The following is a 25,065-nucleotide window of genomic DNA, read 5'->3' on the forward strand; positions in this document are numbered from 1 at the left end:
GCGAAATCAGCCGGGAATCAAGGGGTTGCACGCGGGCGACGGGCCGCGCGTCACAGGTCTGATCGAGCGCGGGGGTTTGAGTTCGCGCATCGGTAATCTTTAATTACAAATTCGCTTCAATCCTGACAGCCGGAAGAAAATTCCCAACAAAAAATGCCCGGCTCAATTGCTCGAGGCCGGGCATTTTGTCACCTGCGAAGACCGCGCGACTAGCCGACCTTCACGTACACGAATTCGCGGGACACGTTGGGCGGCACGTATGCGCCGCTGATCCGCACGCGCGGCGTAAGGCGTTTTTTCTGATCCCACCAGCGACGGCGCTGGGCGCGCGTCAGGAACCGCAAGTGCTTTCGGTAAGAAAAAATACTCATCTCGACCCTCCCGAATTTCTGACTGCGAACGAAGTACGGAAAATACGACCGCCAAAACCGGCTCGTCGACCACTGTTCCTGTCACGATTGTGAACAGTTTTCACAACCGTGGGCGTCACGCCACCCGATGACCGAACGTTGGCGCCATATCGCCCGCAAACTTATCCGACGACCGCTGTCGAACCGTGCAAGGGGCCGGATCGCGGCCGCGCTTCGCCGGATGCGAGATACTGCTGCTTTCCCGTTCACACGATCCGTCTGGAGCAGGTGACCATGTCCCAGTCTTCCTTGCCGCGCGTCGGCTTCATCGGCGCGGGGCGGCTCGCGCGTTGTCTCGCGCTCGCGTTTGCGCGCGCCGGCTATCCGGTCACCGCGGTGGCGAGCCGCTCGGCCGATTCCGCGCACCGGCTCGCCGCCCAGATCGCACACTGCGCGGCCACTGACGACCCGCAACAGGCCGTCGACGCCGCCGATATCGTTTTTTTAGCCGTTCCTGACGACAGCATCGGTACGACAGCGCACACACTCCGCTTTGGAGGCAATGCGGCCAGCCACCCCGGCAAAGCGCTCGTGCACTGCAGCGGCGCCTCGCCGGTCGAACTGCTCGCGCCAGCGCGCGATCAGGGCGCGGCGATCGGCGGCTTTCATCCGTTGTATCTATTTAGCGGCGAGCTCGCCGATCTCGAGCGTATCGTCGGCTGCTCGGTGACGATCGAAGCCGACGGCGAACTGAAGGAGACGCTGACCGCGCTCGCGCTCGCGCTGCGCTGCCATCCGCTGTCGATTCCGCCGGGCGGCCGCATGCTGTATCACGCCGCCGCGCACTACGCGGCGAGCTTCGCGCTCTGCAGCCTCGCCGAATGCGTGGCGTTGTGGCGCACGCTCGGCTTCGCCGAAGACGACGCGCTGCGCGCGCTGCTGCCGATGCTCGCCGGCACGATCGAAACCGCGCGCGACAAAGGCCTGCCGAACGCGCTCGCGGGGCCGGTATCGCGCGGCGACACGGGTGTCGTCGAGAAGCAGCTCGCGCTGCTCGAAGGCTTCGGCGGCGACCATGCCGCGCTGTATGGTCTGCTGACGCGCCGCGCGGTCAACCTCGCCCGACGTCGCGCAACGCCGGCCGCGACGATTGAAGCGATCTCCGAAGCTGTGGAAGAATCGCTGGGCCGCTCGCTGAATCAGGCCGCGGCAGGTGCAAGCGTCAAGTAAGCCGTGATAATGTGACGTCCGGCGCGCCGGGCGAACCACGCGACGACCCGCGCCGCGCTTCGGGACCAACAGACGAGAACGCACAATGATCAAGGTCAGCATCCTCTACCCGTACCGGGAAAACGGCCGCTTCGACATGGACTACTACTGCGCGACCCATATGCCGCTCGCGGCGAAGCTGTTCGGGCCGGCGCTGAAAGGCTGGTCGGTCGACGCGGGCCTGAACGCCGGGCCGCCCGGCACGCCACCGCCTTACGTGGCCGCGGGACACTTCCTGTTCGATAGCGCGGACGACTTCTATAAAGTGTTCAAGCCCGCGTCCGAGCAACTATTAGCGGATATCCCGAACTACACCGACGGCGGCAACGGCACAATCCTGATCAGCGAGGTCCGGATTTCCGTGTGATGCCGGACAGACAGCCATCGGGAGGCGGCGCGCAATGACGTCGAACCTCCGGTTGGCTAACCGGGTAAATCCAGAAAACCGCCGGCACGCACCGATCGGGCGACGCCGGCAGCCCGCGGCCGGTCGGCGGCCGTCATCAGAAGCATAAGGACACGAGATGTTTGGCGATATCGCCCGTTTTCTGCTCAATACCGTTTTCACGCTGTTTGGCGCCGCGCTGCTGTTGCGCGCGTGGCTACAGGTTGTGCGCCTGCCGCCGTACAACCCGGTCTCGAACGCCGTGCTGCAGGCGACCAACTGGATCGTGCTGCCGCTGCGGCGCATCCTGCCGAGCACGCGCAACATCGACTGGGCGAGCGTGGTCGCGACGCTGATCGCCGCGATCATCTACGTCGTCCTGATGATCGTGCTGACGGGCGCGGATCCGCTGACGCTCGTGCCGACGCTGCTGATCGTCGCGGTGCTCACCGCGATCAAGTGGGCGCTCAATCTGATCATCTGGATGACGATCCTGATGGCGCTGCTGTCGTGGCTCAATCCGCGTTCGCCCGCGATGCCGATTCTGTATCAGCTGACCGCGCCGTTTCTGAATCCGTTGCGTCGCGTGCTGCCGAAATTCGGCGGTATCGATCTGTCGCCGATCCTGCTGTTCGTGATCGTGCAGGTGCTGCAGATGGTCGTCACGCGCGCGGCGGTTCAGCTGACTTATATTGTGATCTGAGCTGATTGCGCGGGAAAGTTGGGCTGACGCGCGGCGGCCGCTTGAGTCGGCGCGGCTTCTACACGGCTGCCGCGAAATCGCGGCTCTCCCCCGTCCGGAACACCGACACCGTCTTCTTCATCCTGCGCGCCTGCGTCTCGAGCGATTGCGCGGCCGCCGCGGCCTGTTCGACGAGCGCCGCGTTCCGCTGCGTGGTCTCATCCATCTGCGTGACGGCCTGGCCGACCTGGTGAATGCTGCGGTTCTGCTCTTCGGAGGCCGTTGCGATCTCGCTGACGATATCCGACACGCGATGAATCGCGGCCTTGATATCCGCCATCGTCGTGCTGACTTCGGCTGCCTGCTGCGTGCCGCCTTCGATGATCGCGACCGACGTCGTGATCATCTCCTTGATCTCCTTGGCCGCGCTCGCCGAGCGCTGCGCGAGGTTGCGCACCTCGCTCGCGACCACCGCGAAACCGCGCCCCTGCTCGCCCGCGCGCGCGGCCTCGACCGCCGCGTTCAACGCGAGAATATTGGTTTGGAACGCAATGCCCTCGATCACGCCGGTGATCTCCGAGATTTTCGTCGAACTGCCGCTGATATCACCGATGGTGCGCACCATGCCCTCGACGGCAGTGTTGCCGGTGTTGGCGACCTGTGCCGCCTCAGTCGCGAGCGCGCTCGCGTTGCGCGCGTTGTCGCTGTTGCGGGTGACGGTCTGCGTCAATTCCGACATGCTCGCCGCGGTCTGTTCGAGCGAAGCGGCCTGCTCTTCGGTGCGAGCGGACAGATCGATGTTGCCGCTCGCGATCTGCTGCGAAGCGATGCTGACCGACTCGGCGCTTTCGCGAATCGAACCGATCGTCGCCGCGAGACGCTCCTGCATGTGCGCGACCGCGCGCAAGATGCTGCCGTCGTCGGCGGCGCCGGTGTGCAGTCGCTGGCTCAAGTCGCCGCCCGCGATCTGCTCGACGACCTTCGCGACTTCGGCCGGTTCGCCGCCGATCTGCCGCACGACCGCGCGCGTCACCAGCAGCCCCAGGCCGATCGCAACCGCGACGCCGACGACCGCGCAGCTCGCGATCCACCACGTCACCGAGCGAACCATCTCGACGCCGTTCGCGACACGCTGCCTGGCCAACTCGTCCCGCACGTCGGACAGCTTGATCATCAGCGTGCGCAGCTTGACGTGCAGCGGGTCGGTGGTCGATTTGAGCTCGGCGAGCGCGCCGCTCTGATCGCCCTGATCGGCCAGCGCCATCACCTTCGCGACCGAACTCATATAGGCCGGATAGGCGGCGTCGAAGTCGCTCAGCAATTGCTTCTGCGCGTCGGTGGTCGCATGCTTGCGCTCGTAGTCGAATGCCGACAGCATCGCCGCTTCACCGCCGTGATTCAGGCGCACCGTATCGGCGCGGCCTGCCGGCTCCGGATTCAGGATGTACGAATAGAGGCGCCGGAAGTGCGAAGCCGCCTGCCACGCGGCGGTGCCGTCGTCGCGCACAGGCACGAATTCGCGGTCGTACATTTCGGTTTGCATCGTCGCGACTTCGCGCACCTTCAGCACACCGACCGTGCCGACGATGGCCGTTACGAACGCGCACAGCATCAAGGAGCCGACAAGCTTCTGGCTCAGTTTCAGATTGGAAAGCCACTGCATCTTGGGAAGATCTCTTGATCGGGATGGGAAGCGCCGGGTTTGTGCCGGCTTGCGGGAGCGCAAGCGCACGGTGTTGGGCAGTATTCGGATTAACGGCAGGCGCAGACAAAGTCTGAAGGCTCGCGCCGTTCGAACCGCAGAAGCGAAAAGACGGGTCGGCTGCTCGTGCGCGCGAGCCATACCCCTGCCCAAACGGCCCAAAAGCCTGTAAAATCGCGAGTTCTGCGGGCGTCGTATAATGGTAATACCCTAGCTTCCCAAGCTAGAGCCGTGGGTTCGATTCCCATCGCCCGCTCCACTTTCCCGCTGAGTGTTCAGCGGAATCCAGCAAGAGCCGCCTCCCTGAAGGCGGCTTTTTTGTAGTAGCAACGGCCCGGCACAGCGCGCAAGCCGCGCAGCCCCCACCCTTGCAGCAGCATCGACGATGATCCACGATCCAAACGACTCCGGTCTCCCGGACGACGCCCCGCCCCCCACGAGCGCAGCCGACCAGCCCGCCGGCAACGAGACGAACGACGTCGACGGCACGCCGGGTGCAACGCCGGCAGACACGCTTCATTACCGCCGCATCCGCAGCTTCGTCACGCGCGCAGGTCGCGTGTCGACCGGCCAGCGCCGCGCGCTCGATGAGTTCGGCCCGCGCTTCGTCGTGCCCTATGCACCACAACAACCCGACTGGACCGGCGTGTTCGGCCGCGAAGCGCCGCGCGTGCTGGAGATCGGCTTCGGCATGGGCGCCACCACCGCGGAGATCGCCGCGCACCGTCCCTCCGACGACTTCCTGGGCGTCGAAGTCCACGAGCCCGGCGTCGGCGCGTTGCTGAAGCTGATCGGCGAGCAGTCGCTGACGAACATCCGCATCATCCAGCACGACGCGGTCGAAGTGCTCGAGCACATGATCGCGCCCGACAGCCTCGACGGCGTGCACATCTTTTTCCCCGACCCGTGGCACAAGGCGCGCCATCACAAGCGCCGGCTGATCCAGCCGAAGTTCGTCGCCCTGCTCGTGTCGCGTCTGAAGCCGGATGCGTATCTGCATTGCGCGACCGACTGGCAGAACTACGCCGAACAGATGCTCGAAGTGCTCGGCGCCGATCCGCGGCTCGAAAACACCGCCGACACCTACGCGCCGCGGCCCGACTATCGTCCGGTGACGAAGTTCGAACGGCGCGGCCTGCGGCTCGGCCACGGCGTGTGGGACCTCGTGTTCCGCAAGCGCGGCGCCGCGTAACGCGACGAGACGGCAAGCCAACGAAAAAAGGTCCGCACATACGCGGACCTTTTTTCATCGCACGGCAAATCTCAATCGGCCCAGCTCAACCCGCCGCTATAACCGATCAGCAGGATCAGCAGGCCAAAGCCGATCCGATACCACGCGAACACCGTGAAGTCGTGCGACGCGACATAGCGCAGCAGCCAGCGGATGCAGACGAACGCACTGACGAACGCGGCCGCGAAGCCGAGCGCGAAGCTGCCGAGCGCATCGGTGGTGAGCAGGTGCCAGTCCTTGTACAGCTCGTAGGCCGTCGCGCCGAAGATGATCGGAATCGCGAGAAAGAATGAAAACTCGGTCGCGGCGCGGCGCTCGATGCCGAACAGCATGCCGCCGATGATCGTCGAGCCCGAGCGCGAGGTCCCCGGAATCAGCGCGAAGCACTGCGCGAGGCCGACTCTCAACGCATCGAGCGGGCTCAGATCGTCGATGCTGCGCACCCGCACCGCCGCGTCGCCGCGCGCGCGCTGGCGCGCCTCCGCCCACAGGATCACGACGCCACCCGCGACCAGCGCAAACGCGACCGGCACCGGTGAAAACAGCGCCTCCTTGATCGACTTCTCGAACAGCAGGCCGAGCACGACTGCCGGAATCGTCGCAATGATCACGTTCAGCGCGAAGCGGCGCGCCTCGGGCCGGCTCGGCAGCCCCACGATCACGTTGCCGATGCGGCGGCGAAACTCCCAGCACACGGCGAGAATCGCGCCGAGCTGGATCACGACATCGAAGGTCTTCGCGTGCTCGTCGGAGAAATCCAGCAGACTGCCGACGACAATCAAATGCCCGGTGCTCGACACCGGCAAGAACTCCGTCAAACCCTCGACCACGCCGAGAATCAGCGCCTTGCAAGCCAGTAACCAATCCATCCGTGCCCCTTATCGCGGTAGGTTGTCACAACGAAATGGGCCCGCACGGTCATGACTGGCATGCGCGGCCCACGTGGCCGCGCGTGCCAGTCATCTTTCGACGATCTGCACGCGTATGCCGTTTGTAAGGATCGTGATTGTACCGGGTTCGTAGTTGACGCCGGCAAATTGCAGTTGCTCGGGCTTGAACGTGTAGATCGGATAGTTGGTCAGCAATTGGGTCGCGAGCAGCGCCGCGGCCGCGTTGATCTGCTGCGTGTACATCTGCGCCTCGCCGCTCACGCTGACGTTGTCGACACTCGGCGACTTGAGGATCACCGAACGGCTCGCCGCGTCGTATGCAAGTTCACTCGACAGCGTGAACACGCCATCGACCGGCTGCCGCAGGAACGGACTCGCGAAACGCGCGTCGAGCTTTACCTGCACGCGGTTCGCATCGGGCAGCATGCCCACCACCGGATTGCTCAGCGCGACATCGAACACCTGCGACACCGTGCGCTGATACGGGAACTTGCGCTGCACGGCCTCCTGCACCTGCTTCTGCGAGAACGTGTAGTGCGACGGCATGAACGGAAACGTCGGGCTCGCGCAAGCCGCGAGCGACACAGTGATGCCAAGCACGCTGCAGCCGGTCAGCGCAGCGCGCAGAAAGCGGCGCCGGGCCGGCGCTGCGGGTCGAGTCATGCGAAATCTCCTGTGGAAGCCCTTGCGGACATCGGCTTGCGTTGACGGGTGTGGTCAGCGACGGCGTTTACCACATGCCGTGCGTCATGGATGGGATGCCGGTTGTGTTTGCGCCTCGAGTTGCGTGAGCCACGCGAGCGCTTCGCCGCGATTCGCGCCGCACATCTCGAGTTGCGGCTGCAGACCCGAGCAGCATGCGGGCCGCTCCGGCCGGCCGAAGATCGCGCAGCGCAGATCGTCGCCGAGTTGCACGCAGCGCACGCCCGCCGGCTTGCCGTTCGGCATGCCTGGAATCGGGCTCGAAATCGACGGCGCGATACAGCACGCGCCGCAATCGGGACGGCACGCGTGAGCGTCCACCCATGCACCGTTCAACCTTTGATCCACGTCATCTTTCCTGAACTCAAACCTTGGCAACGTATTGCCAGACCCGCATTGTGCCACTGCCTGTCCGTGTGACCTTTTTACACAATCGGGTGCCGCGGGCACGCACGTAAACTCGAAGCTGCTGACTGACCATGACACGCGGCACGCTGCGAGAGCCGCCCACCGTCCGACACCGCTCATGTCCCAAACCGACGCCCTGTTCCGCCCCGACCTGCTCGCGCGCTACAGCGCGAACGGTCCCCGGTATACGTCCTATCCGACCGCGCCGCAGTTCCGCGAATCGTTCGACACCGCCGACTATCACCGCGCCGCCGCCGACCCGGGTGCCGCGTCGACCGATCTGTCTCTGTACTTCCACATTCCGTTTTGCGACACCGTGTGCTTCTACTGCGGCTGCAACAAGGTCGTGACGAGAAATCGCGCGCATGCGCGCCCGTACCTTGAGCGGCTCAAACGCGAAATCGGTTTGCAGGCCGCGTGTTTCGATACGCAGCGGCCCGTCTCGCAATTGCATTGGGGCGGCGGCACGCCGACGTTTTTGTCGCATGACGAGATGGCCGAGCTGATGGCCGCGACGCGCGAGCACTTCAAACTTCTGTCCGACGATCGAGCCGAATATTCGATCGAGGTCGATCCGCGCGAGGCGTCGCCCGACACGGTCGCGTTTCTGCGCCGCCTCGGCTTCAACCGGCTGAGCCTGGGCGTGCAGGACTTCGATCCGCGCGTGCAGCAGGCGATCAATCGCATCCAGCCGTTCGAGATGACCGCATCGGTGATGCAGGCGGCGCGCACGTACGGTTTTCATTCGATCGGCGTCGATCTGATTTACGGGCTGCCGCATCAAACCGTCGCGAGCTTCAGCCGCACGCTCGACACGATGCTCGAACTGGCGCCGGACCGGCTGTCGGTGTTCGCGTATGCGCACATGCCGCAGCTCTTCAAGATGCAGCGCCAGATGGATCCCGCGACGCTGCCGTCGAGCGAGGAGCGGCTGGCTCTGCTGCAACGGGTCGTCGAACGGCTGACTGAAGCGGGCTATGTGTACATCGGCATGGATCACTTCGCGCTGCCCACCGACGAGCTCGCTCGCGCGCAGGCGCAGCGCACGCTGCATCGCAATTTCCAGGGCTATAGCACGCGGGCCGAGTGCGATCTGATCGGTTTTGGCGCCTCGTCGATCGGCAAGGTCGGCGACGTGTACGCGCAGAACGCGCGAGAGCTGCCCGCTTACACCGACTCGATCGATGCGGGCCGGCTCGCGATCGCGCGCGGCATCCGCCTGTCCGCCGACGACCGTCTGCGGCGCGACGTGATCACGCAGCTGATGTGCAACCTCGAACTGCGCTTCGACGAATTCGAAGCGGCGTACGGCATCCACTTCGCCGACACGTTCGCGCCGGAACTCTCGCGTCTGCGTTCATTCGAGGACGACGGGCTGATCTCGCTCGGCGCACGCAAGCTCGAAGTGCGAATGGCCGGCCGCATGCTCGTGCGCAATCTCGCGATGGTATTTGACCGCTATCTGGGCGAGCAGACGCTCACACGATTCTCGCGCACGGTCTGAGCACCGCTCGCCGCGAACGCGCTGCGGCGGGTGAAGGCAATCGACTTGCCCGTCTACCGATTTTCGGCCATAATCTGCGTCTTCCTCGCGCGCTGAACTCCCGATGCGCGCGCTGCAGTATCTGCCCAGGTGGTGAAATTGGTAGACGCAGGGGACTCAAAATCCCCCGCCGCAAGGCGTGCCGGTTCGATTCCGGCCCTGGGCACCAAACACTCTTCAACCGGTTTCAACGGTTCATCACGAAGCCCCGACAGCTATCGCTGAGCGGGGCTTTTGTTTGCTGCAGTCTCCAAGGGTTCACCAGCGATTACAACCCCCACCAGGGGGTCATTTCGGGGGTTGCCAAGATTCAAGCGCCCGTCGGATGGAAAACGCCCCCAGCAGCGGCGCGACAACCGGAGACGCAAACATGGCGCTGACCGATGTCACGATCCGTAACACGAAGCCGGGTAAAAAACAGCAGAAGCTGTACAACGGTGGCGGCCTGCTGCTTGTCACGCCAACGGGCAGCAAGCGATGGATTTTCAAGTACCGTTTCGCCGGAAAGGAAAAGAGCCTCGCACTTGGCGTCTATCCAGACGTGCCGCTTGCCGATGCCCGCAAGCGTCGGGACGACGCCCGCGAAAAACTGGCAGCAAAACATTGATCCCGGGGAAGCCAAAAAGGCCGGAAACGCGCCGCCCGCCTTGCTGCTGCCAATTCATTCAAAGCCGTTGCGCTCGCCTGGATGGAAGAGCGCGGTCAGTCCGTTGAAAGCGGGTCGATATCGCTGGGCCGATTACCTTGACCGGATCAAGGCCGGGGCCGAAGTCATTCCGATCAAAGGCGGGACGGTCGCCTTACTACCTCAGCGGGACAACCATTTGGAACAGCGCCGCCCGATGATGGAAGCGTGGGCCGTGTATGTTTGCGGCATAGAGGATTAGTTCAGAAGTGCGGCCCATAACACTCGCGCTGTGCCTTACAAGCTCGCACAAAAAAGCCGACTCGCGAGGATCGGCTTGTGCATTCGAGCGAGGCTCTATCGATATTCATCAATCTCAACCGTGCCGCCCATGGCTTCCATCATGGTGCGAATATCGTCGGGCACATCAGGCACGCGGTCGCCGCTCTCGTTGTACCAGTAACAGAAGAAGCGCATCCGAAGTCCCTTGTCTGCGAGCAGTTGGCCAAGTTCCGCTCTCGGCAGATTCAGGCGCCCAATCAGGTAACGCAAATGCGGCTCAAGTGAATCGCTACGAACTGCGCCCTCACTGCGCACGCCCCAAAGGCCAACGCGGCCCGGCGCGCTGCTCGGTCGCCCAGACGGTGTGGTGAACGGCTGTCCCTTGGTAATCGCTGTATCCGGCTTGATGTCGAAATACGCCGTCCAAAAGGCTGGCTCCAATGAGTCGCCAGATATGTAAAAGGTCGCGTGCGCAAGTTGGTGATCTGCCATTGGAGCGGCCTCAGTTTGCCCAGTCATGAAAATTTCCGATGTGGTTACCATTAAAGTACACGTCGCCGTTGTCATGCCAGATGACGTTATCGGCTGGCCCCAAGCCATTGCCTGGCTTGAACCTGTGCAAGATAGCCCCAAACGTCTTGCGGTCATACCCCAGCATCTTCGCCGCGTAGTTTGGGTTGTTCGTGCTCGCGGCGAGTTCAACCACATCGCCGCTCAACGCATCAGGCACATACTCAAACGGCTGCGCGTCGCCGAGCAGCGTTGATGCGCCTCTATCGCTAGCTCTGGCTGCGCGGGCAGCGTTCAGTTGGGTTTGCCAGGTGGCCGGATCATACTGGACGGACAAAATGGGTTCGCCGTCCGGGTGACTGCCTGTCCTCGCTACGGGATTCATTAACGGCGTGCTGCTGTACGGTGACGGAAACAGGCCGTGACGCGGACCTTTAACGGCAAGCAGTTTGCCCCGGCGAACCTCTTCGAGAAGCGCAACGATGACCCACCAGCCATCGGCGTCAGGATCGCGGTCCCGGACCCTATGAAAAAACAGCCAGCTGCGGCCAATGAGATTCCTGACCAGCTTCCGGTCCTCCTCCCACTTCCTGCGATTCAGTGCGGCGATAGCAAGAAATTCCCGCGTCTCCGCCCTGGCCCTCTCAAGGTCTGCGGCCTTGCCGAGGCACGCTTTATAGTGCCGTTCGTCGCAGATGACATAACAGCCACCCGGTGGCCGCTGGCAGAACAGCTCTACGGAGTGCATTTCAAGTACGGACAGGGACATAGGTGTGTCGATGGTCTATCTGAAGGCGCTGCCGGGGTTGACAGCAGTCAGATGATTACCGTGCGACAGGCAGTCCGTACATGGGCGACAGCCCAAAATCTCCACGGCTCTCGACGAAACGGAAAAAAGCGCCCGCAGGAACATTGCGGTTTTTCGCACCCGTAGCGCGGATGCTCGCGGGCAGCGACCGTACCGCTGGTCTATGACCTTTCCAGCCGCTGGCCGCACTCGCGCAGCAGATCATTCGCCCGAAGCCGCTGTTCGCGCCAATACGGCGCGTACGTCCGCGAGCGCATCCTCGAAGAGACCAAAAATCGACACCTGCGCAACCGTTGCCGCTTTGGAGAAAGTCGAATGCCCGTTGTGGGTCGGGCGCTGCCCGTCATGGCAAGTAGCCAGCGGCCAGGAGCGGCGACAATGCATCTGCGCAGTCGCCAGGAAATTTGATTTGAGTCGCCGCCCCCTCGCTCCCTTTATAATCCGGCATGACTCCCTCCACTCCCCACGCAGCAACCCGACGAGCGGAACCGCCCACGCGATTCATCGGTTCGCCGATTCCGCACACCTCGGCGACCCATTCGCCTTCCACGCATTTCGAACGCACGCGCCACGAGCCGCACTGGTCGGTCGTATGAAAATACCCAAACGGCTTGCACCGCTTCTTGACGAAGGACTCATCGACGAAGTGATCGGCCAGTTGATGAGCGGCAAGGAAGCAACCGTCTACGTCGTGCGCAGCGGCGACTCGATGCGGTGTGCAAAGGTCTACAAGGACGCGAAGCAGCGCAGTTTCCGGCAAGCCGCATCGTATCGGGACGGCCGCAAGGTCAAGAACAGCCGGCAGGCGCGTGCGATGGAAAAAGGTACTCGCTATGGGCGCCAGATGCAGGAGGAGTTGTGGCAAAACGCCGAAGTCGACGCACTGTTCCGACTTGCCGACGGGGGCGTGCGAGTGCCGCAACCCTATATCTGTACCGATGGGGTGTTACTGATGGAACTGGTGGTCGACGCAACGGGTGACGTCGCGCCACGCCTCAACGACGTCCATCTGACTGAAGCGCGCGCCCTTGAACTGCACGCCCTGCTGCTCAACCAGGTTGTCCGCATGCTCTGCGCGGGTGTGATTCACGGCGACCTGTCCGAATACAACATCCTGCTGGCGGCTGATGGACCGGTGATCATCGATCTGCCTCAGGCCATCGACGCCGCCGCCAACAACGAAGCCGCCTCGATGCTCAAGCGTGACGTCGACAACCTCGCTGCGTACTTCGGACGGTTTGCACCGCAAATTCTCGGCGCGGATTACGGAACGGAGATCTGGGCGCTGTTCGAAGCAGGCGAGCTGCATGTCGAGGTCAAACTGACCGGCCGCATCGAGCTCGACACGCGACCAGTCGACCTCGACAGCGTGCTGCAGGAACTCGAAGAGACACGTCTTGACGAAGACGCGCGAGTGCGGCGACAGCAGGAACTGAGCGCGAACTGATAACCCGTGCTCGATGTACCCCGAAAGGTGCCCCGAAACAAGGTCTTCGACGAATGTTGCACCGGGAACCGGTTGCGCACCGTCAGAATAGTCGAGTTCGGCCAGTTTTCGTCGCTGGACCGAGCGTCGCGTTCGGTTGCCGCGCCACCGCAAATCCGTCCATGTCAGTGGCGATCGCGCAACGCGGCGCCGTGCGCATGAAGCGGATGATTGACGATCTTCTCGTCTTCACGCATACCCGCCTGGGTGACGCGCTTCCAGTGGACTTCACGTCGCGGGACATCGGGCGTATCTGCAACGATGCGGCAGATGAGGTACGCGCTTCGTATCCGGATGCACGGATCGACGTGCGCGTGACGGGCGAGACTGCCGGCAAGTGAGACCGCGCCCGCATCGGCCAACTGCTGATCAACCTGCTTGTGAACGCAGTCCAGCACGGTGCAGGGAATATAAGCGTGGATGCTCTCGGTCATGGTGGGCAGTTGACTCTCGTCGTGTCGAACGAAGGCAACCCGATACCAGCGGCCGCCCTGCCGATGCTCTTTGATCCATCGACACGGGCCAGCCGCCCGCCGAGGCAAAGCGGACCCTCCTCGAGTATGGGCCTGGGCCTTTACATCAGCCGGTGCATCGCACATGCGCACAACGGCACCATACAGGCCCGGTCGAAAGACGGCAGGACGACCTTCACGGTCCAGATCCCCCGTTTTCCGTCGCACGTGCTCTGACCGGAACGGCCTTGCGCCCCGGAGTTTCACGCCGGAGCTTGTTGCGCTTCGTCATGCCATTCCAGATCGCTCGCCGAGTCGGTCCCGTGCGTCGAACGGCCGCTGTACTCAAAAAGCTGACTCGGGGCGTGATATGGATAGTGGATCGGCTAACAGCCATCGGCGCGTTAGCGACCGTCGCCAATGCGGGCCCATGCGAGCCTGTCTGACCGCATTTTGATGTATGCCGGATCAGAGGACAGCGCGGGAGAGAGTTCACTCCAGGTTAACTCGGAAGGCGGCCCAAGATAAAGGATGGCGTCGAACTGCTCCTGCATCACAGGAGAGCGGACAGGATCGACATATATCTCCACCATGACGTCGTCGTGCCTAGTGAACATGGCGTGCGGATAATACGATCGAAAGCTCGCCTCTCCGAGCGGAGTGCCGAAAATGAGCGCAAGACTTGGCGTCAGCCAGGAGCTGACGTCGGACTGTAAAGTCGCCGGATCACCAAACACCGGGGTCCAAACAGAATAGACTTTGACGCCTTGGCTTTCCAGCAACGAAACGATGGTATTCGGCAACGGGTTGAATCGTTGCTCTGCCTTCTCTGGGAATTTCAATTGCCAGTACAGGTTCTTGCGCAAAAGGTGCATGCCGCCATAGACGACCAAAGCGCGGCGCTGCCTGGCCAGCACTTCACGTTGGATAATTTCAACCGCACAGGTGTTGCGGTCGCCCATGGCGTTCCAAGCCTTATCGAGATCGTCGGCGCTATTGATTTTCGACCAATCTATCGGCGGATCGCCTAACAAGACGCGAATCTGACGGTCTTTAGGGAGCGAGGCATTCACATCGCGGACTTCACGAAAAAGCCCTTCAAAGACAGGACGATCCCACACATCGTGGGGCTGCGTAGTGTTTTGCCAAGCTTGGCGGAGTTGATTTTCGGGTACGTCATCCCCCGCAACGAACCGGTCCATCATCTCCTGATAAAGAGAATTGCCACTTTCAACTACGATGTCGTTCACGATGTAAGCAAATCGCGGGTCCCGGATCAGCGAAACCCGAAAAGCATATGCTTGCTCACAGCCGTGGCCGCCGTCGCAAAGCGCGACGACATCGTGGGATTTGAAAGCGTCAAGAATGGCGGCGATCGGATCAATCGGACTTGCAGCTATTGTCATCGTGTGGGCTCCATCACTCTGGCGGCGAACGTTACGAATCGTTGACCAAGCATTTATGACGGTCGGACAGGCGGCAGGGTTCTGCGTGAGGCATTTGGTTGGGTGTCTGGGTCCAATCAACGCGACCTTCTTTTGTGGGTCGACATGAGCCGGATGCCTTAAGCGGAAGTCAGCTCGAACGCGCCCTCCCGATCTCACCCGCCAGTGCATTCCCCAATACAGCTCCTGTCGATGATGATGGGCCGCGCGGTTTAATCGGCGATCGGCTCTTCATGCTCCATCGTATCGGCGGAATCAGCATTCTCGACCCGAGTCAAAACGAACTCGGCGACCGAGTTCCAGTGCCTCAATGCGGCCACGCGCCCGTTTTCCATCACGAACTCGAATGTCCTTTGTGGCCATTTCGGGTTGCGAAACTGAAGACCCTTGAGCGGAGTTAAAACTTCCGCAGGAGCCTCTGGAAAGTGCAGCATGAGCTGGTTGTCGCGCCGCAGCTTGATCGCGCACCTGGCGCCGAAAGCAGCCTGGTACGTGCCGGTAAGCTGCTTGAGCACACCTGGCGCAGGCGCGTCCGGAATCCGGACGAACACGGCATCCGTCGCGTCGAGCCACAAACTGACGCGGTCGATATCGCCGAGTGGACTGGTCAGAAACGACATGGACCACGCGCCTTCGGCCTCGTCATCGTCGGTATCGAACCGGTCGTAGTGGTAATGATGCAATGGCAGCTTCGTTTGACGGAAACGAAACTGAAGCTGGAAATCGTTGAGCGAGATATGTAGTTGCCCGTAGGCAGGATGCTCGTAGCGACCCACGTAGTCTGCGAGATCGTGTGAGGGCCGCGTGTCTGGAATTGCGCTTGGCCTTACCCGTTCGCGCGACTCGCGCATGTTCTGCTTTGCTTTCAAATGGAACTCGCGCAATGCGTCCATCGAACTCGACTCACCCAGTCCCAGCAGGCGGTCGTAGACGTTGTAGCCGACGGCATTTCGCAGCATCGAGCAGTGGTCCCCGATCACGAACACGACTACGCCCAATTTCTCGCTCGGTAAATACGAGACCTGCGAATGGAAGGCGCGGAGATCGCCGCCATGACTCGCAAGCAGATGTCCCCGATACGAAGAGGTTTGCCGGCCCATCCCATAGATTGAATTAATCTCCGGCTCAAAACCAAGGACGTCGCCCAGCGGGTCCGGAAATGCGAGCCCAGGCGCCAAAGTAGCCTGCAGTATCTGCTCCGGAATCACCTTCTTTCCGGCCATCACCCCGTTGTTTATCAACACGGCCAGCCAGCGACTCATATCATCGAGGCTAGAGACGATGCTCCCCGCTGGACTCGACCAGTTCAACTCCGGATACGGTGTCTGCCAGAGCGCCTCACTATCGCGCCTCTCCGTGAACGGTACCGCGTGATTCGGATGAGCCAGCATGTCGGCAATGGTGAAAGCAGTCTGGGGCATACCCACAGGACTCAGAACCTCGTCGCGGACGAATTGATCCCACGACTTGCCGCTTAGCAACTCGATGATGTGGCCCACAGCCTCGTACATCATATTGTTGTAGATAAGCTTCGATCGAAATGGAGCGATAGGCTTCATGAATCGGATCCGGTCGAATAGTTCCTTCTTTGAGAACTCGGCTCTATGCAGGATCATGTCGTACCGGGGCACGCCGGTACGATGACCGAGCATATCGCGTAGTGTCACCGCGGCATCGAGCGACTTGTCGTAAAAGCGCAAACTCGGGACAACATCGCGGATCGGCTGATCGAAGGTCAGCACGCCCTTTTCGACTAGAATTCCGGCGGCAATGGCCGTAAATAACTTGGTGTTCGATGCGATAGGAAACAAAGTTGACGATAAAAACGGCAGTCTGTTTGCATAGTCACGATAACCGTAGCCTCTCGTGAAGATGACTTTTTCGTCTTTCACAATACAGACGCCTATGCCGGGTGCATTCCATTCATGCACCTGTGCTTCTATGTAATCGTCGAAATCGCCCAGATCGCTTAGCATCTACCGTCCTTTGATTCGAAGGTCAGTGAAGACTGGAGCAAGTCAAAAACCGCAAGAAATTCTACAGGGAACAATAAAAAGCATTCGATTAGTGAATCGCTAATGCCACGACTGCGTTCCTGAACGAACGGCCGTTATGGAGAAAATTGAACGACCCTTGCGGGTCGGGTATCGCCCATCGAGGTTGGCGCAGACTGATTTTCTCTTCACTTGAAAGGAGAGTCGAAATGGACGCGATCATCGTCGGCAACGTGCCGCGCGTGCCGTGGAACAATGACAAGCTAACCGGGCAGAAGTCGCCGCTGAAGCTCAAGGAGATTTGGGCCATTCGGATTCGCCTGCAATTGGGGGCGAAAACCCGTGATCTGGCGATGTGCAATCTGGCGATCGACAGCAAACTTCGAGCGTGCGACCTGACAAAACTTCGAGTCCGCGATGTCTGTCTGGGCACACGTAGCGCCCCGGGCGACCGTTATGCAACAGAAAACGCAGCGGCCGGTGCAATTCGAGATCACCGAGCAAACGCGGCATAGCGTGGGAAGCTGGATCAAGGCAGCAGCTCTGTGTCCTTCAGATTTCCTGGTCCCGGGGCGAATACACGCACGCTGTCCGGTCAGGATGAGACATTCGACACACGTTTCTGATTCGTCGACAATCGGTGAATATAGACAAACCTCGACGGAAGACTTGAGATGATGCTGCGGCCGACAGAAATCCAAATTGAATCAACCCGGCTCTTGATCAAACCGTTCTCGGCCAACGACGCGGATGCTGCGTTCTCGTTCATCACCCCTTCGCTCACCCGTCACATGGCGCGGGAGCCGCCTGCATCCCGGCAGGATTTTGATGGTGTTTGGCGGTCCTGGGTGCCGTCGATTGACGATGGGTCAGACTATGTGTTCGCGATACGTCAACGCGCCGACGGGAGTTTCCTTGGGTTAGCCGGGCTTCACCGCGTCCGCACCGAGAGCCCGGAACTCGGTATCTGGATTCGTGAAGATCGTCATCGAAATGGGTTTGGTTGTGAAGCTGTGACCCTTGTTGCACACTGGGCAACGCGAACCATTGGTTGTGAAAGCTTTACCTATCCGGTTGCCGAAGAGAACCGTCCCAGCCGGCGCATCGCCGAATCGCTAGGCGGCGTCATTGTGGAAAGCCGCGCGACGCCAAAGTACAAGTCTGTGGTTTACAGAATTCCTCGCCGGCCAGTCGCAAGCGAGGTATAGGCGATTCTGCCTGTGGACTGGCTTCCGTCGGGCAAGATCGGTCAGTCAAGGTCAACGCCCAGATCGTCAACTGCATGCGTGTCGGTCGACGCGAGTATTAGCGACCCGATAACGATGAACTGCTCCAGCGTTCATACAATGCTGCGATATCCGTGGCACAGAGCAACTTCATCGACTTGCCGATCTCGTCCAGCGGCCAGTCCCACCAGTTCATCTCGAGGAGCATCCCGATCTCATCGTCCGAAAAGCGCTTTCGGATCGGCTTTGCCGGATTCCCTCCGATGATCGTATAGGGTTCAACGTCCTTCGTGACAACGGCGCAACTCCCGATCACGGCACCGTGACCGATGTGAACACCTGGCATGATCATCGCTTCGGAACCGATCCAGACGTCATTCCCGACAACCGTATCGCCGGCGGGTTCGAATGCATCGCAGGCGTCAGCAAACGCCGGTTCTTCCGTCATGTAGAAGAAGGGAAATGTGGTTACCCAATCGTTCCGGTGCCCCTGGTTGCCCGCCATCATGAACGTCGCACCACTTCCGATAGAGCAGAAGCTACCGATGATCAGCCGGTCGACACCTGTGCGGTCTGGCAACAGGTAGCGTGCACAGTCATCAAAGGAGTGTCCGTGATAGTAGCCAGAGTAGTAGCTGTAACGCCCCACGATGATGTTGGGATTGGTTACCTGCTCTGAAAGCGGCTTCCCCTTGAAGGGGCTGTCGAAGTAATTCTTCATCAAGGGACCACGCTGTAGTCTGGGGCGCGTTTATCGTTCGAGCACGCAGGTTACGAGCCGCTGCGTAAATTCGCGACAATCAGAGAGAATTCCGGTCGCTCACGGCGCAGCGTCAAGTTCACATCCTGGCGTCAGCGAGTGGCCATCTACGCCCGACGATCACTTTCGAGCAGCCCGTACAGCGCGCTATCCGACACCTCATCGCCAACTATCCAGCGATCACGCAACAACCCTTCGCGGACAAATCCGAGCCGTTCGAGAAGAAGCGCCGAGGCTACATTTCGTGGGTCGATATCCGCCTCAATCCGGCGTAAATTCAGCGTGCCGAACGCGTGCTCGATCAGCGCGGAAACCGCCTCACTCATATATCCGTTTCCCCAATGCTTGCGTTGCAGACCAAAGCCTATCTCCGCGCGTCGGCATTGCTCGTCTGCATGAAAGAGAGCGCAATCACCGAGCACTTCGCCGGTTGTCTGCAACTCGACTGCACAGATGAAGTCCTGGCCGCCAGCTGACGTCTTCAATTTACGTGCGACTCGATCCGTTGCCTGATCCAGGGACGTCATCGCCGGAAACGAAAAATAGCGCATCGCATCCGCGTCCGACCAGATCGCGAACAGTGGTTGCGCGTCTTCATGACGAAGCGGCCGCAGAACGAGGCGTGGGGTAGTCAGCGTGACGGGCTCGAATAATGGCATGACGGGGGCGGGGCACCGGAAATAGATGACCCCATTAGAACATGTGGGCCGAGAGCCAACAACCGCACGCATCGAACCGCGTGGCGGCACAGCCTTTGTGCAGCCACTTTCGCGATTTACCTCTGTCGCTTACGGGTCGCGTGCTGCCGGTGATGACACGGCACTTGTCGATCGCACAACGATTGGCAAGGTTCGGCCACGAACGCTCCTTCGCAGTCGAATGGCGAACGTCTGCTGATGAGCGACGAGTCGCCACTTGGCGAAGCAAAGGCGACTGACGATTCGTCGGACGAGCCGGCTTCATTTTCAAGCACTGTGCGCGGCGGCTCAGATTTCGATGGCCATTCTGGCCGATAGCGCCGTCCGCTGGAACAGCCGTCCCTGTGCTTCTCGCCATGCCAGTGCTTCCGCAATGGCGAGTTAGCCGCTAAAGCGGTTTGGGTATCGCTGGAAGTCACTTCCAGACAAAAATGGTTATCGCTTCTCACACCAACGCGCGGTTCGCTCGTGTGCATGCGCTCATGCGGACCGATGCGGTCGAAAAAAGTCGACCGGGTTAGGGTCGGCTAAAGATTCCGGCTTCAGAGGGCCACGCCGGAACTTGAGAGGAGTCGGCGGGCAGGGGCACATCGTCCATCAGTGACATGGCCTCTTCAATGCCCTGCCAGAATGACCCGGCGATCCCGGCGCGCTGTAACGTCGTCAGGTGGGGCAAGGCTGCATCGAGAAACCTGCCCAGGACCATCGCCCGCGCGACAAGCGCGCTCACTGTCTTCGTGTTGGCGGTCACGAGCCTGCTGATTCGTTCGAATGCGTCGTTCGCATGGTCCAATTTTCAGATCCGCTCAGAATGCCTGCCAGTCCTCAGCACTGGTGCCGGACGAAGCCAGTGTGTTCCTCTTCGGGGTAGTGAGGGGCGCCGTCTCTCGCCTTGTCAACGCGGCAGGATGGGACGTGAGAACCTTCGGTGCCGGCCGACGCGGTTCGCTCGGCGGGGCAATCACTCGTGACGCGGATGCCCTCCCGTCGTCGACCTTGAAGACGGCCACTGCGTCACGCAACCCTTGGGCCTGCTGGGCCATCGATTGCGCCGCTGCCGAGGCTTCCTCGACCAGCGCGGCGTTCTGCTGGGTCGCCTCGTCCATCTGGGTGACGGCCGTATTGACCTGCCCGATGCCGGTGCTCTGTTCTTCCGATGCTGCCGCGATCTCGCTCATGATGTCGGTCACGCGCTGCACCGACTGAACAATTTCCTTAATCGTGCTACCAGCTTCCTCAACGAGCTTCGAGCCGGCATCTACCCGGGTCACCGATTCGCCGATCAACTCCTTAATCTCTTTGGCCGCCGTGGCGCTGCGCTGAGCGAGCGTGCGGACCTCGCCGGCCACGACGGCAAAACCCCGCCCCTGTTCGCCGGCGCGGGCCGCCTCGACCGCGGCATTGAGCGCGAGGATGTTGGTCTGGAACGCGATGCCTTCAATCACGCTGATGATCTCGGTCACCTTGGCTGAGCTGTCGGAGATCCCGTGCATCGTCTCGACCACGCGTCCGATCACTTCCCCGCCGCGTTGCGCGATACCCGACGCCGTACTGGCCAGCGCGGTCGCCTGCTTCGCGTTGTCGGCGTTCTGGCGGACCGTTGCCGTCAGCTCTTCCATGCTCGAGGCGGTTTCCTCGAGGGATGCGGCCTGCTCTTCCGTGCGCTGCGACAGATCGGTGGTGCCCTGCGCGATTTCGCCTGCGGCGACCGAGATCGACTCGCTGGAGGTCTTGATGCCCTGCACGATGGCCGTCAGCCTGTCCCGCATTTCAGCGAGCGAGCTCATGAGACTAACGCCACCCGAGAACGGTACCTTGACGTCGACCAGGAGATTACCTCTCGCAATTTCCTGTGCGACAGCCGCTGCAACTGCGGGGTCTCCACCAAGTGAGCGACTCACGCTGCGGATGAGTAGCAGCATGACTCCCGACAGCAAGAAACCAACTAAAATTACGGAAGCCAAGCCTTTTATCAGGTCGCGTTCAAACGTTGTGTCAATATCGTCAACGTAGGCACCTGTATATACATGCCAGTCCCACGTCGGCAGATAGGCGCTGTACACCAGCTTATCAACCGGTTTCGTCTGCCCGGGATGTGGCCATTGATACTGCGTCAGGTGATTCGCTCCGGGGTCATTGCTTCTTATGACCTCGAGTGCGACGTGCTTCCCGTTCGGATCAGTCGAGCCGGCGGCGCTCTGATTCTCGAGTTTTGGGTTTGTCGGATTCAGGATTCTGACCGCGTTCGAGTCGTAGATTCCAAAATAACCGCTGCCATCGGCACCATATCGCATCGCCCTAAGCTCCGAAATTGCATTGGATTTCGCGTCCGACTGCGAGATGGCGCCTGAATCAGCGAGCTGCTTCCAGCGCTCAGCGGCGCTCATTGCAGTCTCGACCTCTTGTTGCAGGGCGACTTTGCGTCCCTCCATTAGTGACATCCTGTTGAGCCCTGACTCGGTACCTGCGACCGCCAGAAGGCCGAGAATCAATAAGGCCATCATGGCCCGCAGATTGGCGTTCAGTGTCCGTACTCCCATGTTTTTCTCCGTAGGACCGGTTGACATCATATGTTGCATGGAATAACGTTCATGCAACATTCGTTTACCGGTTATCGACTGAACTGCACAATACTTAAGAGTTTCTGAACGTTTCGCGATCGCCATGACGGACGCACTGGTGAGCCTTGCTACGGCAGGACTCTTGGCGGTCTCAAGAGTCAAGTGCAACGTTTAGCTAATCCGGCTTTCTCTAACTCTTTAGCCATTGCTTCCTCGGGGGAGTCCCAGCCGAGCGTCTGGCGAGGCCGCCCGTTGAGCAATTTGGCGATGTCATTGAGTTGGGTCTGCGAGAGCGTCGAAAGGCCCGTGCCCTTTGGCAGAAACTGACGCAGCAAGCCGTTGCTGTTCTCATTGCTGCGGCGCTGCCAGGGCGCGTGCGGATCAGCAAACCAGATATCGATATTGAGCCGCCTGGAGAGGCTCGACATGGCAGGCCATTTCCATTCCCCGATCGTAGGGCGGGCTCTCGCGAAGAAAGGCCGGCAACTTCTTCATTTGCCGCGAGAAGCCTTCCAGCGCATCCTTGGCCGTACAGCCATCCATGCGGCACAGAATCACGAAGCGCGTCTTGCGTTCGACCAGCGTGCCCACGGCGGAACGATTAAACGCACCCTCGATGAAGTCGCCCTCCCAGTGCCCCGGCAACAACCGTTGCTCGATCTGCTCGGGGCGATATTGGATGCGCAAATCCTCGGGAACATAGCTGCCGCCAGCAAGCGTCGTGCGCCGATTTCCGCGCGCCGGTTTTTCCTGGCGCAAGGCTGCGATCATGGCCGGTTTCAGCGAGCCACGTGCATAGGTGTAAATGGCAGCGTAGACCGTCTCGTGGCTGACGTGCTGACTTGGGTCGTCTGGATACATGGCCCGCAGTTTCGCAGCGATTTGCTGCGACGACCAGCGCCAGTAGATCAAGCGATCATGCACATGCCGATAAAGCGCGCTGCCTTCGATCAACTTGCGCGGCCGCACACAGCGCCGACGACGTCGAAGCGCTGCGCCCCAGCAGCCCTGCAATAGTTCTTATGCTGCCGCCCTTTCGATTTTCAATCATGATCGCCGCGCGTTCTTCCGCACTCAAATGCTTGCCCGCGGAATATCATTCGGCGATGCTCGAACTCACCAATGCCATCCTCGCCACACTCGGCCACGGATCGTCCGGGCGGGACCGACCATTGATCGGCCCAAGTCGGGCCTCGCCCCTTTGAGCGAGCCGGAACGGCCGCTTTTGAATGGGATGAAGACGTTCTCAAAAATTCGCCGAAGGGCTGGAACGGGTCGAACTCGCCCGACTGTAATATGCCCGGTTCGCCGATAAGCTTTCGCTCGCTCATTCCGGCAAATACGCACGCCCGGTGGTATTTTTGGTGGTATCCGTACCGGCAAAATTCCTCAAACCCGCTCAAGCAAAGCGATAGCAGGGGGTTTTTCATTCCGGCCCTGCCATCAAACAATCTTCCCGATTCCCAATCGTCAGGAAGACATCGCCAGTCGCATCTCCCATCACGAACCCTTTAGCCACACCGGGATCATTCATCCAGGCTGGTAAGCACGCCCTCGCCGCCTCACTCCCGACGGTGGAAAGTACCTTGCGACACAGAGCCCGTAAATGATCAGCGCCGCGACCGTGTAGGACACGAATCGCGCCGCAAAGAACAGCAAGACTACGACGATCGCGGCCAGCAGCATTTCCAGTCTCGGACCGAGCGCCGACAGCTGCCCGCCGCGCGCTTCGAAGGCGGTCCCCAGCAAAATCAGCAACGGGATCAACGCGAGCACCATGTGGATCGGCTCGAGGATCGGATAAGCCACGAGCATCGTCATCGACGCGAGCGCGTAGTCGATGCGGCTGTCCCGATGGCGGCGAAACACCAGATACGCGGACAGCAGGCAAGCAGCCAGCACCAACGCATGCGAAGCAATCGACAGCAACGTACCGGACACCGGCATGCCGATCGTCGCCGATAGCGTCTGCAGAGCGCCCCTCACGGCATTGTTCATCGGCGCGCCCCCACCGCTCATCGCCAGTGCCATGCCGTTCAGGCGCGGCATGTCCGACACGAAGTAGTGCCACAAAACGTCGAAGCCGAGGCGCGCTCCGGTGATCAACGTCAACGCAATCGCAACGACGCTCGCCATCACGAACGTCCGCCATTCGCGACGCAGCAACAGCAGGCCGGCGACGGCCACGGGCGTGAGCTTGATCGCGATCGCAAAGCCAAGAAAGAGTCCAGCGGCATAACCTTTGCCACGCTCGATCAGCGCGAAAGTCGCAATCAACAGGAAGAACAGCAGTTCGTTCGATTGGCCGTCGTAGGTATCTTCGACGAGCGGAAAGCTCAGCAGCGCGACCGCCACCAGCAGCAGATTCACGCTGCGCTCCGTGCCGCGGTACGCCATCGTGACGACGAGATACAAAGCCACCGAGAACAACACGATCGACGCACTCGCCCAGACGATTTTCGCGGCGAGCGGCGTCAGCAGCGCGAGCGGCGCAAACACCAGCGCGAACTGCGGCGGGTAGGCGTAGAAGATGTCGTCGCCCGTCGAGCGCGCGCCGATGCCCTGCAAAAACGCGATGAGCGCGTCGTGATCGTACAGGCGCGCCGGGTCATGCAGCACGACGTTGAAGGCGTACAGGTAGAAATTGAAATCGCCGAAGGCGTCAGGGACGTTGCCACGAAACTTCGCGACGACGTGCAGCATACGCAGCGCGAGGCAGGCTACCGCAATCAGCAAAAGGAGCGCGGCACCCGCGCCGAAGTTCGACCTGGTCCGTACGGCGCCTGCGTTGAACATGGTGTCTCTCCGCGGTACGTCAATCAACGTGGGAGTTGCTGCGCCCATGAGACCCGCGCTAGCGGGGGCGTACCAGCAGACCATGTCGCCGGTATGGTCCGGGGATGGCCGGCATGGCCAGCCATGCCGGTTTCGTGCCGGACGACCGGACAGAGATTACCGATTCGCAAAAATCGATCTGTGCGCTCGCCCACACGAGACCGACCAATGTCGGGAACCTCGGCGCGCGAAGATCGTTCGTCGGCGGCGAATCGCCGTGT

23 protein-coding genes, 2 tRNA genes and 3 pseudogenes are annotated in these 25,065 nt (G+C 61.0%); 13 read left to right on the top strand and 15 right to left on the bottom strand.

Annotation, left to right across the window (positions count from 1 at the left end; all coding sequences use genetic code 11):
• Positions 1–209: 209 nt before the first annotated feature.
• Positions 210–371, bottom strand: a complete 162-nt coding sequence (locus HWY30_RS16765; protein WP_167368604.1) for a hypothetical protein — start codon at positions 369–371, stop codon at positions 210–212.
• A 273-nt stretch (positions 372–644) separates the two neighbouring features.
• On the opposite strand from HWY30_RS16765, the gene HWY30_RS16770 reads away from it, so the two are divergent.
• The 3 genes from HWY30_RS16770 (at position 645) to HWY30_RS16780 (ending at position 2,707) form a co-directional block, all read left to right on the top strand.
• Positions 645–1,580, top strand: a complete 936-nt coding sequence (locus HWY30_RS16770) for a Rossmann-like and DUF2520 domain-containing protein (protein WP_090805431.1) — start codon at positions 645–647, stop codon at positions 1,578–1,580.
• Positions 1,581–1,665: 85 nt separating this feature from the next.
• Positions 1,666–1,986, top strand: a complete 321-nt coding sequence (locus tag HWY30_RS16775) for an EthD family reductase (protein ID WP_090801500.1) — start codon at positions 1,666–1,668, stop codon at positions 1,984–1,986.
• Between the two features lie 157 nt (positions 1,987–2,143).
• Positions 2,144–2,707: a YggT family protein gene (locus HWY30_RS16780; RefSeq protein WP_090801501.1), complete on the top strand. Its 564-nt coding sequence runs from the start codon at positions 2,144–2,146 to the stop codon at positions 2,705–2,707.
• A 58-nt stretch (positions 2,708–2,765) separates the two neighbouring features.
• Here the strand turns inward: HWY30_RS16780 and HWY30_RS16785 are convergent, their stop codons facing one another.
• Positions 2,766–4,349: a methyl-accepting chemotaxis protein gene (locus HWY30_RS16785; RefSeq protein ID WP_090801502.1), complete on the bottom strand. Its 1,584-nt coding sequence runs from the start codon at positions 4,347–4,349 to the stop codon at positions 2,766–2,768.
• A gap of 224 nt (positions 4,350–4,573) precedes the next feature.
• Here HWY30_RS16785 and HWY30_RS16790 point away from each other — a divergent pair.
• A tRNA-Gly gene (locus HWY30_RS16790) sits at positions 4,574–4,647 on the top strand.
• Positions 4,648–4,773: 126 nt separating this feature from the next.
• Positions 4,774–5,580: a tRNA (guanosine(46)-N7)-methyltransferase TrmB gene (gene trmB / locus HWY30_RS16795; protein ID WP_090801504.1), complete on the top strand. Its 807-nt coding sequence runs from the start codon at positions 4,774–4,776 to the stop codon at positions 5,578–5,580.
• Between the two features lie 71 nt (positions 5,581–5,651).
• Here the strand turns inward: trmB and HWY30_RS16800 are convergent, their stop codons facing one another.
• From HWY30_RS16800 to HWY30_RS16810, 3 genes are all read right to left on the bottom strand, one after another.
• Positions 5,652–6,488: an undecaprenyl-diphosphate phosphatase gene (locus HWY30_RS16800; RefSeq protein WP_090801505.1), complete on the bottom strand. Its 837-nt coding sequence runs from the start codon at positions 6,486–6,488 to the stop codon at positions 5,652–5,654.
• A 90-nt stretch (positions 6,489–6,578) separates the two neighbouring features.
• On the bottom strand, positions 6,579–7,172 hold the full coding sequence (locus HWY30_RS16805; protein ID WP_090801507.1) for a DUF1439 domain-containing protein: 594 nt from the start codon (positions 7,170–7,172) through the stop codon (positions 6,579–6,581).
• Between the two features lie 84 nt (positions 7,173–7,256).
• On the bottom strand, positions 7,257–7,559 hold the full coding sequence (locus tag HWY30_RS16810; protein ID WP_090801508.1) for a YkgJ family cysteine cluster protein: 303 nt from the start codon (positions 7,557–7,559) through the stop codon (positions 7,257–7,259).
• A 178-nt stretch (positions 7,560–7,737) separates the two neighbouring features.
• Between HWY30_RS16810 and hemN the strand changes: the two genes are divergently transcribed.
• The 3 genes and pseudogenes from hemN to HWY30_RS16825 form a co-directional block, all read left to right on the top strand.
• Positions 7,738–9,123, top strand: coding sequence for an oxygen-independent coproporphyrinogen III oxidase (gene hemN / locus HWY30_RS16815; protein ID WP_090801510.1), 1,386 nt, complete (start codon positions 7,738–7,740; stop codon positions 9,121–9,123).
• A 123-nt stretch (positions 9,124–9,246) separates the two neighbouring features.
• Positions 9,247–9,331 (top strand) — tRNA-Leu (locus HWY30_RS16820).
• A 201-nt stretch (positions 9,332–9,532) separates the two neighbouring features.
• Positions 9,533–9,865, top strand: a pseudogene (locus HWY30_RS16825) (Arm DNA-binding domain-containing protein); the annotation flags it as partial.
• Between the two features lie 279 nt (positions 9,866–10,144).
• Here HWY30_RS16825 and HWY30_RS16830 read toward each other — a convergent pair.
• A complete protein-coding gene (locus HWY30_RS16830) occupies positions 10,145–10,561 on the bottom strand; it encodes a DUF4279 domain-containing protein (protein ID WP_090801512.1) in 417 nt (138 codons plus the stop codon).
• A 10-nt stretch (positions 10,562–10,571) separates the two neighbouring features.
• Entirely contained in the window at positions 10,572–11,348 is a 777-nt protein-coding gene (locus tag HWY30_RS16835; RefSeq protein WP_090801513.1) for a hypothetical protein, read from the bottom strand.
• A gap of 631 nt (positions 11,349–11,979) precedes the next feature.
• Between HWY30_RS16835 and HWY30_RS16840 the strand changes: the two genes are divergently transcribed.
• The 3 genes from HWY30_RS16840 (at position 11,980) to HWY30_RS41670 (ending at position 13,562) form a co-directional block, all read left to right on the top strand.
• Positions 11,980–12,834, top strand: coding sequence for a PA4780 family RIO1-like protein kinase (locus tag HWY30_RS16840; protein WP_090801516.1), 855 nt, complete (start codon positions 11,980–11,982; stop codon positions 12,832–12,834).
• A 161-nt stretch (positions 12,835–12,995) separates the two neighbouring features.
• Positions 12,996–13,214 carry a histidine kinase gene (locus tag HWY30_RS41665; RefSeq protein ID WP_244144926.1) on the top strand — a complete coding sequence of 73 codons (219 nt, stop codon included), beginning with the start codon at positions 12,996–12,998 and terminating at the stop codon, positions 13,212–13,214.
• 39 nt (positions 13,215–13,253) lie between these two features.
• The gene (locus HWY30_RS41670) at positions 13,254–13,562 is read left to right on the top strand and encodes a sensor histidine kinase (protein WP_244144927.1); all 309 of its coding nucleotides are present in this window, start codon (positions 13,254–13,256) and stop codon (positions 13,560–13,562) included.
• Positions 13,563–13,729: 167 nt separating this feature from the next.
• On the opposite strand, the gene HWY30_RS16850 is transcribed toward HWY30_RS41670, so the two are convergent.
• Together HWY30_RS16850 and HWY30_RS16855 are read right to left on the bottom strand one after the other, a co-directional pair.
• Complete coding sequence (locus HWY30_RS16850) at positions 13,730–14,731, bottom strand: hypothetical protein (protein ID WP_090801517.1); 1,002 nt, start codon at positions 14,729–14,731, stop codon at positions 13,730–13,732.
• Between the two features lie 251 nt (positions 14,732–14,982).
• On the bottom strand, positions 14,983–16,746 hold the full coding sequence (locus HWY30_RS16855) for a serine hydrolase (RefSeq protein ID WP_090801519.1): 1,764 nt from the start codon (positions 16,744–16,746) through the stop codon (positions 14,983–14,985).
• A gap of 227 nt (positions 16,747–16,973) precedes the next feature.
• On the opposite strand from HWY30_RS16855, the pseudogene HWY30_RS16860 reads away from it, so the two are divergent.
• Positions 16,974–17,346 (top strand): annotated as a pseudogene (locus tag HWY30_RS16860) (site-specific integrase); the annotation flags it as partial.
• 92 nt (positions 17,347–17,438) lie between these two features.
• Positions 17,439–17,972, top strand: coding sequence for a GNAT family N-acetyltransferase (locus HWY30_RS16865; RefSeq protein WP_090801520.1), 534 nt, complete (start codon positions 17,439–17,441; stop codon positions 17,970–17,972).
• Positions 17,973–18,069: 97 nt separating this feature from the next.
• On the opposite strand, the gene catB is transcribed toward HWY30_RS16865, so the two are convergent.
• The 6 genes and pseudogenes from catB to HWY30_RS16895 all read right to left on the bottom strand — a co-directional run bounded on the left by catB (position 18,070) and on the right by HWY30_RS16895 (position 24,805).
• Positions 18,070–18,711: a type B chloramphenicol O-acetyltransferase gene (gene catB / locus HWY30_RS16870; RefSeq protein ID WP_090801522.1), complete on the bottom strand. Its 642-nt coding sequence runs from the start codon at positions 18,709–18,711 to the stop codon at positions 18,070–18,072.
• Between the two features lie 146 nt (positions 18,712–18,857).
• Complete coding sequence (locus tag HWY30_RS16875; RefSeq protein ID WP_090801523.1) at positions 18,858–19,409, bottom strand: GNAT family N-acetyltransferase; 552 nt, start codon at positions 19,407–19,409, stop codon at positions 18,858–18,860.
• 556 nt (positions 19,410–19,965) lie between these two features.
• The gene (locus HWY30_RS16880) at positions 19,966–20,241 is read right to left on the bottom strand and encodes a hypothetical protein (protein WP_090801524.1); all 276 of its coding nucleotides are present in this window, start codon (positions 20,239–20,241) and stop codon (positions 19,966–19,968) included.
• A gap of 13 nt (positions 20,242–20,254) precedes the next feature.
• Positions 20,255–22,114: a methyl-accepting chemotaxis protein gene (locus tag HWY30_RS42490; RefSeq protein WP_090801526.1), complete on the bottom strand. Its 1,860-nt coding sequence runs from the start codon at positions 22,112–22,114 to the stop codon at positions 20,255–20,257.
• 53 nt (positions 22,115–22,167) lie between these two features.
• A pseudogene (locus tag HWY30_RS43005) lies at positions 22,168–23,060 on the bottom strand (IS30 family transposase).
• A gap of 479 nt (positions 23,061–23,539) precedes the next feature.
• Positions 23,540–24,805 carry a glycosyltransferase family 87 protein gene (locus HWY30_RS16895; RefSeq protein WP_090801527.1) on the bottom strand — a complete coding sequence of 422 codons (1,266 nt, stop codon included), beginning with the start codon at positions 24,803–24,805 and terminating at the stop codon, positions 23,540–23,542.
• Positions 24,806–25,065: the final 260 nt, after the last annotated feature.

Source organism: Paraburkholderia tuberum STM678 (genome assembly GCF_902833905.1).
In the GTDB taxonomy this organism is placed as follows: Bacteria; Pseudomonadota; Gammaproteobacteria; order Burkholderiales; family Burkholderiaceae; genus Paraburkholderia; species Paraburkholderia tuberum.

What these genes read in the sequence shown, in the direction of transcription:
- HWY30_RS16855 (WP_090801519.1), bottom strand. Translation starts at nt 16,746, where the DNA reads ATGCTAAGCGATCTGGGCGATTTCGACGATTACATAGAAGCACAGGTG.
- HWY30_RS41665 (WP_244144926.1), top strand. Translation starts at nt 12,996, where the DNA reads ATGTCAGTGGCGATCGCGCAACGCGGCGCCGTGCGCATGAAGCGGATG.
- HWY30_RS16765 (WP_167368604.1), bottom strand. Translation starts at nt 371, where the DNA reads ATGAGTATTTTTTCTTACCGAAAGCACTTGCGGTTCCTGACGCGCGCC.
- HWY30_RS16850 (WP_090801517.1), bottom strand. Translation starts at nt 14,731, where the DNA reads ATGACAATAGCTGCAAGTCCGATTGATCCGATCGCCGCCATTCTTGAC.
- HWY30_RS16770 (WP_090805431.1), top strand. Translation starts at nt 645, where the DNA reads ATGTCCCAGTCTTCCTTGCCGCGCGTCGGCTTCATCGGCGCGGGGCGG.
- HWY30_RS16780 (WP_090801501.1), top strand. Translation starts at nt 2,144, where the DNA reads ATGTTTGGCGATATCGCCCGTTTTCTGCTCAATACCGTTTTCACGCTG.
- HWY30_RS16895 (WP_090801527.1), bottom strand. Translation starts at nt 24,805, where the DNA reads ATGTTCAACGCAGGCGCCGTACGGACCAGGTCGAACTTCGGCGCGGGT.
- HWY30_RS16865 (WP_090801520.1), top strand. Translation starts at nt 17,439, where the DNA reads ATGATGCTGCGGCCGACAGAAATCCAAATTGAATCAACCCGGCTCTTG.
- HWY30_RS16775 (WP_090801500.1), top strand. Translation starts at nt 1,666, where the DNA reads ATGATCAAGGTCAGCATCCTCTACCCGTACCGGGAAAACGGCCGCTTC.
- catB (WP_090801522.1), bottom strand. Translation starts at nt 18,711, where the DNA reads ATGAAGAATTACTTCGACAGCCCCTTCAAGGGGAAGCCGCTTTCAGAG.
- HWY30_RS16830 (WP_090801512.1), bottom strand. Translation starts at nt 10,561, where the DNA reads ATGGCAGATCACCAACTTGCGCACGCGACCTTTTACATATCTGGCGAC.
- HWY30_RS16785 (WP_090801502.1), bottom strand. Translation starts at nt 4,349, where the DNA reads ATGCAGTGGCTTTCCAATCTGAAACTGAGCCAGAAGCTTGTCGGCTCC.
- HWY30_RS16805 (WP_090801507.1), bottom strand. Translation starts at nt 7,172, where the DNA reads ATGACTCGACCCGCAGCGCCGGCCCGGCGCCGCTTTCTGCGCGCTGCG.
- HWY30_RS42490 (WP_090801526.1), bottom strand. Translation starts at nt 22,114, where the DNA reads ATGGCGATCGCGAAACGTTCAGAAACTCTTAAGTATTGTGCAGTTCAG.
- HWY30_RS16800 (WP_090801505.1), bottom strand. Translation starts at nt 6,488, where the DNA reads ATGGATTGGTTACTGGCTTGCAAGGCGCTGATTCTCGGCGTGGTCGAG.
- HWY30_RS16875 (WP_090801523.1), bottom strand. Translation starts at nt 19,409, where the DNA reads ATGCCATTATTCGAGCCCGTCACGCTGACTACCCCACGCCTCGTTCTG.
- hemN (WP_090801510.1), top strand. Translation starts at nt 7,738, where the DNA reads ATGTCCCAAACCGACGCCCTGTTCCGCCCCGACCTGCTCGCGCGCTAC.
- HWY30_RS16840 (WP_090801516.1), top strand. Translation starts at nt 11,980, where the DNA reads ATGAAAATACCCAAACGGCTTGCACCGCTTCTTGACGAAGGACTCATC.
- trmB (WP_090801504.1), top strand. Translation starts at nt 4,774, where the DNA reads ATGATCCACGATCCAAACGACTCCGGTCTCCCGGACGACGCCCCGCCC.
- HWY30_RS16835 (WP_090801513.1), bottom strand. Translation starts at nt 11,348, where the DNA reads ATGTCCCTGTCCGTACTTGAAATGCACTCCGTAGAGCTGTTCTGCCAG.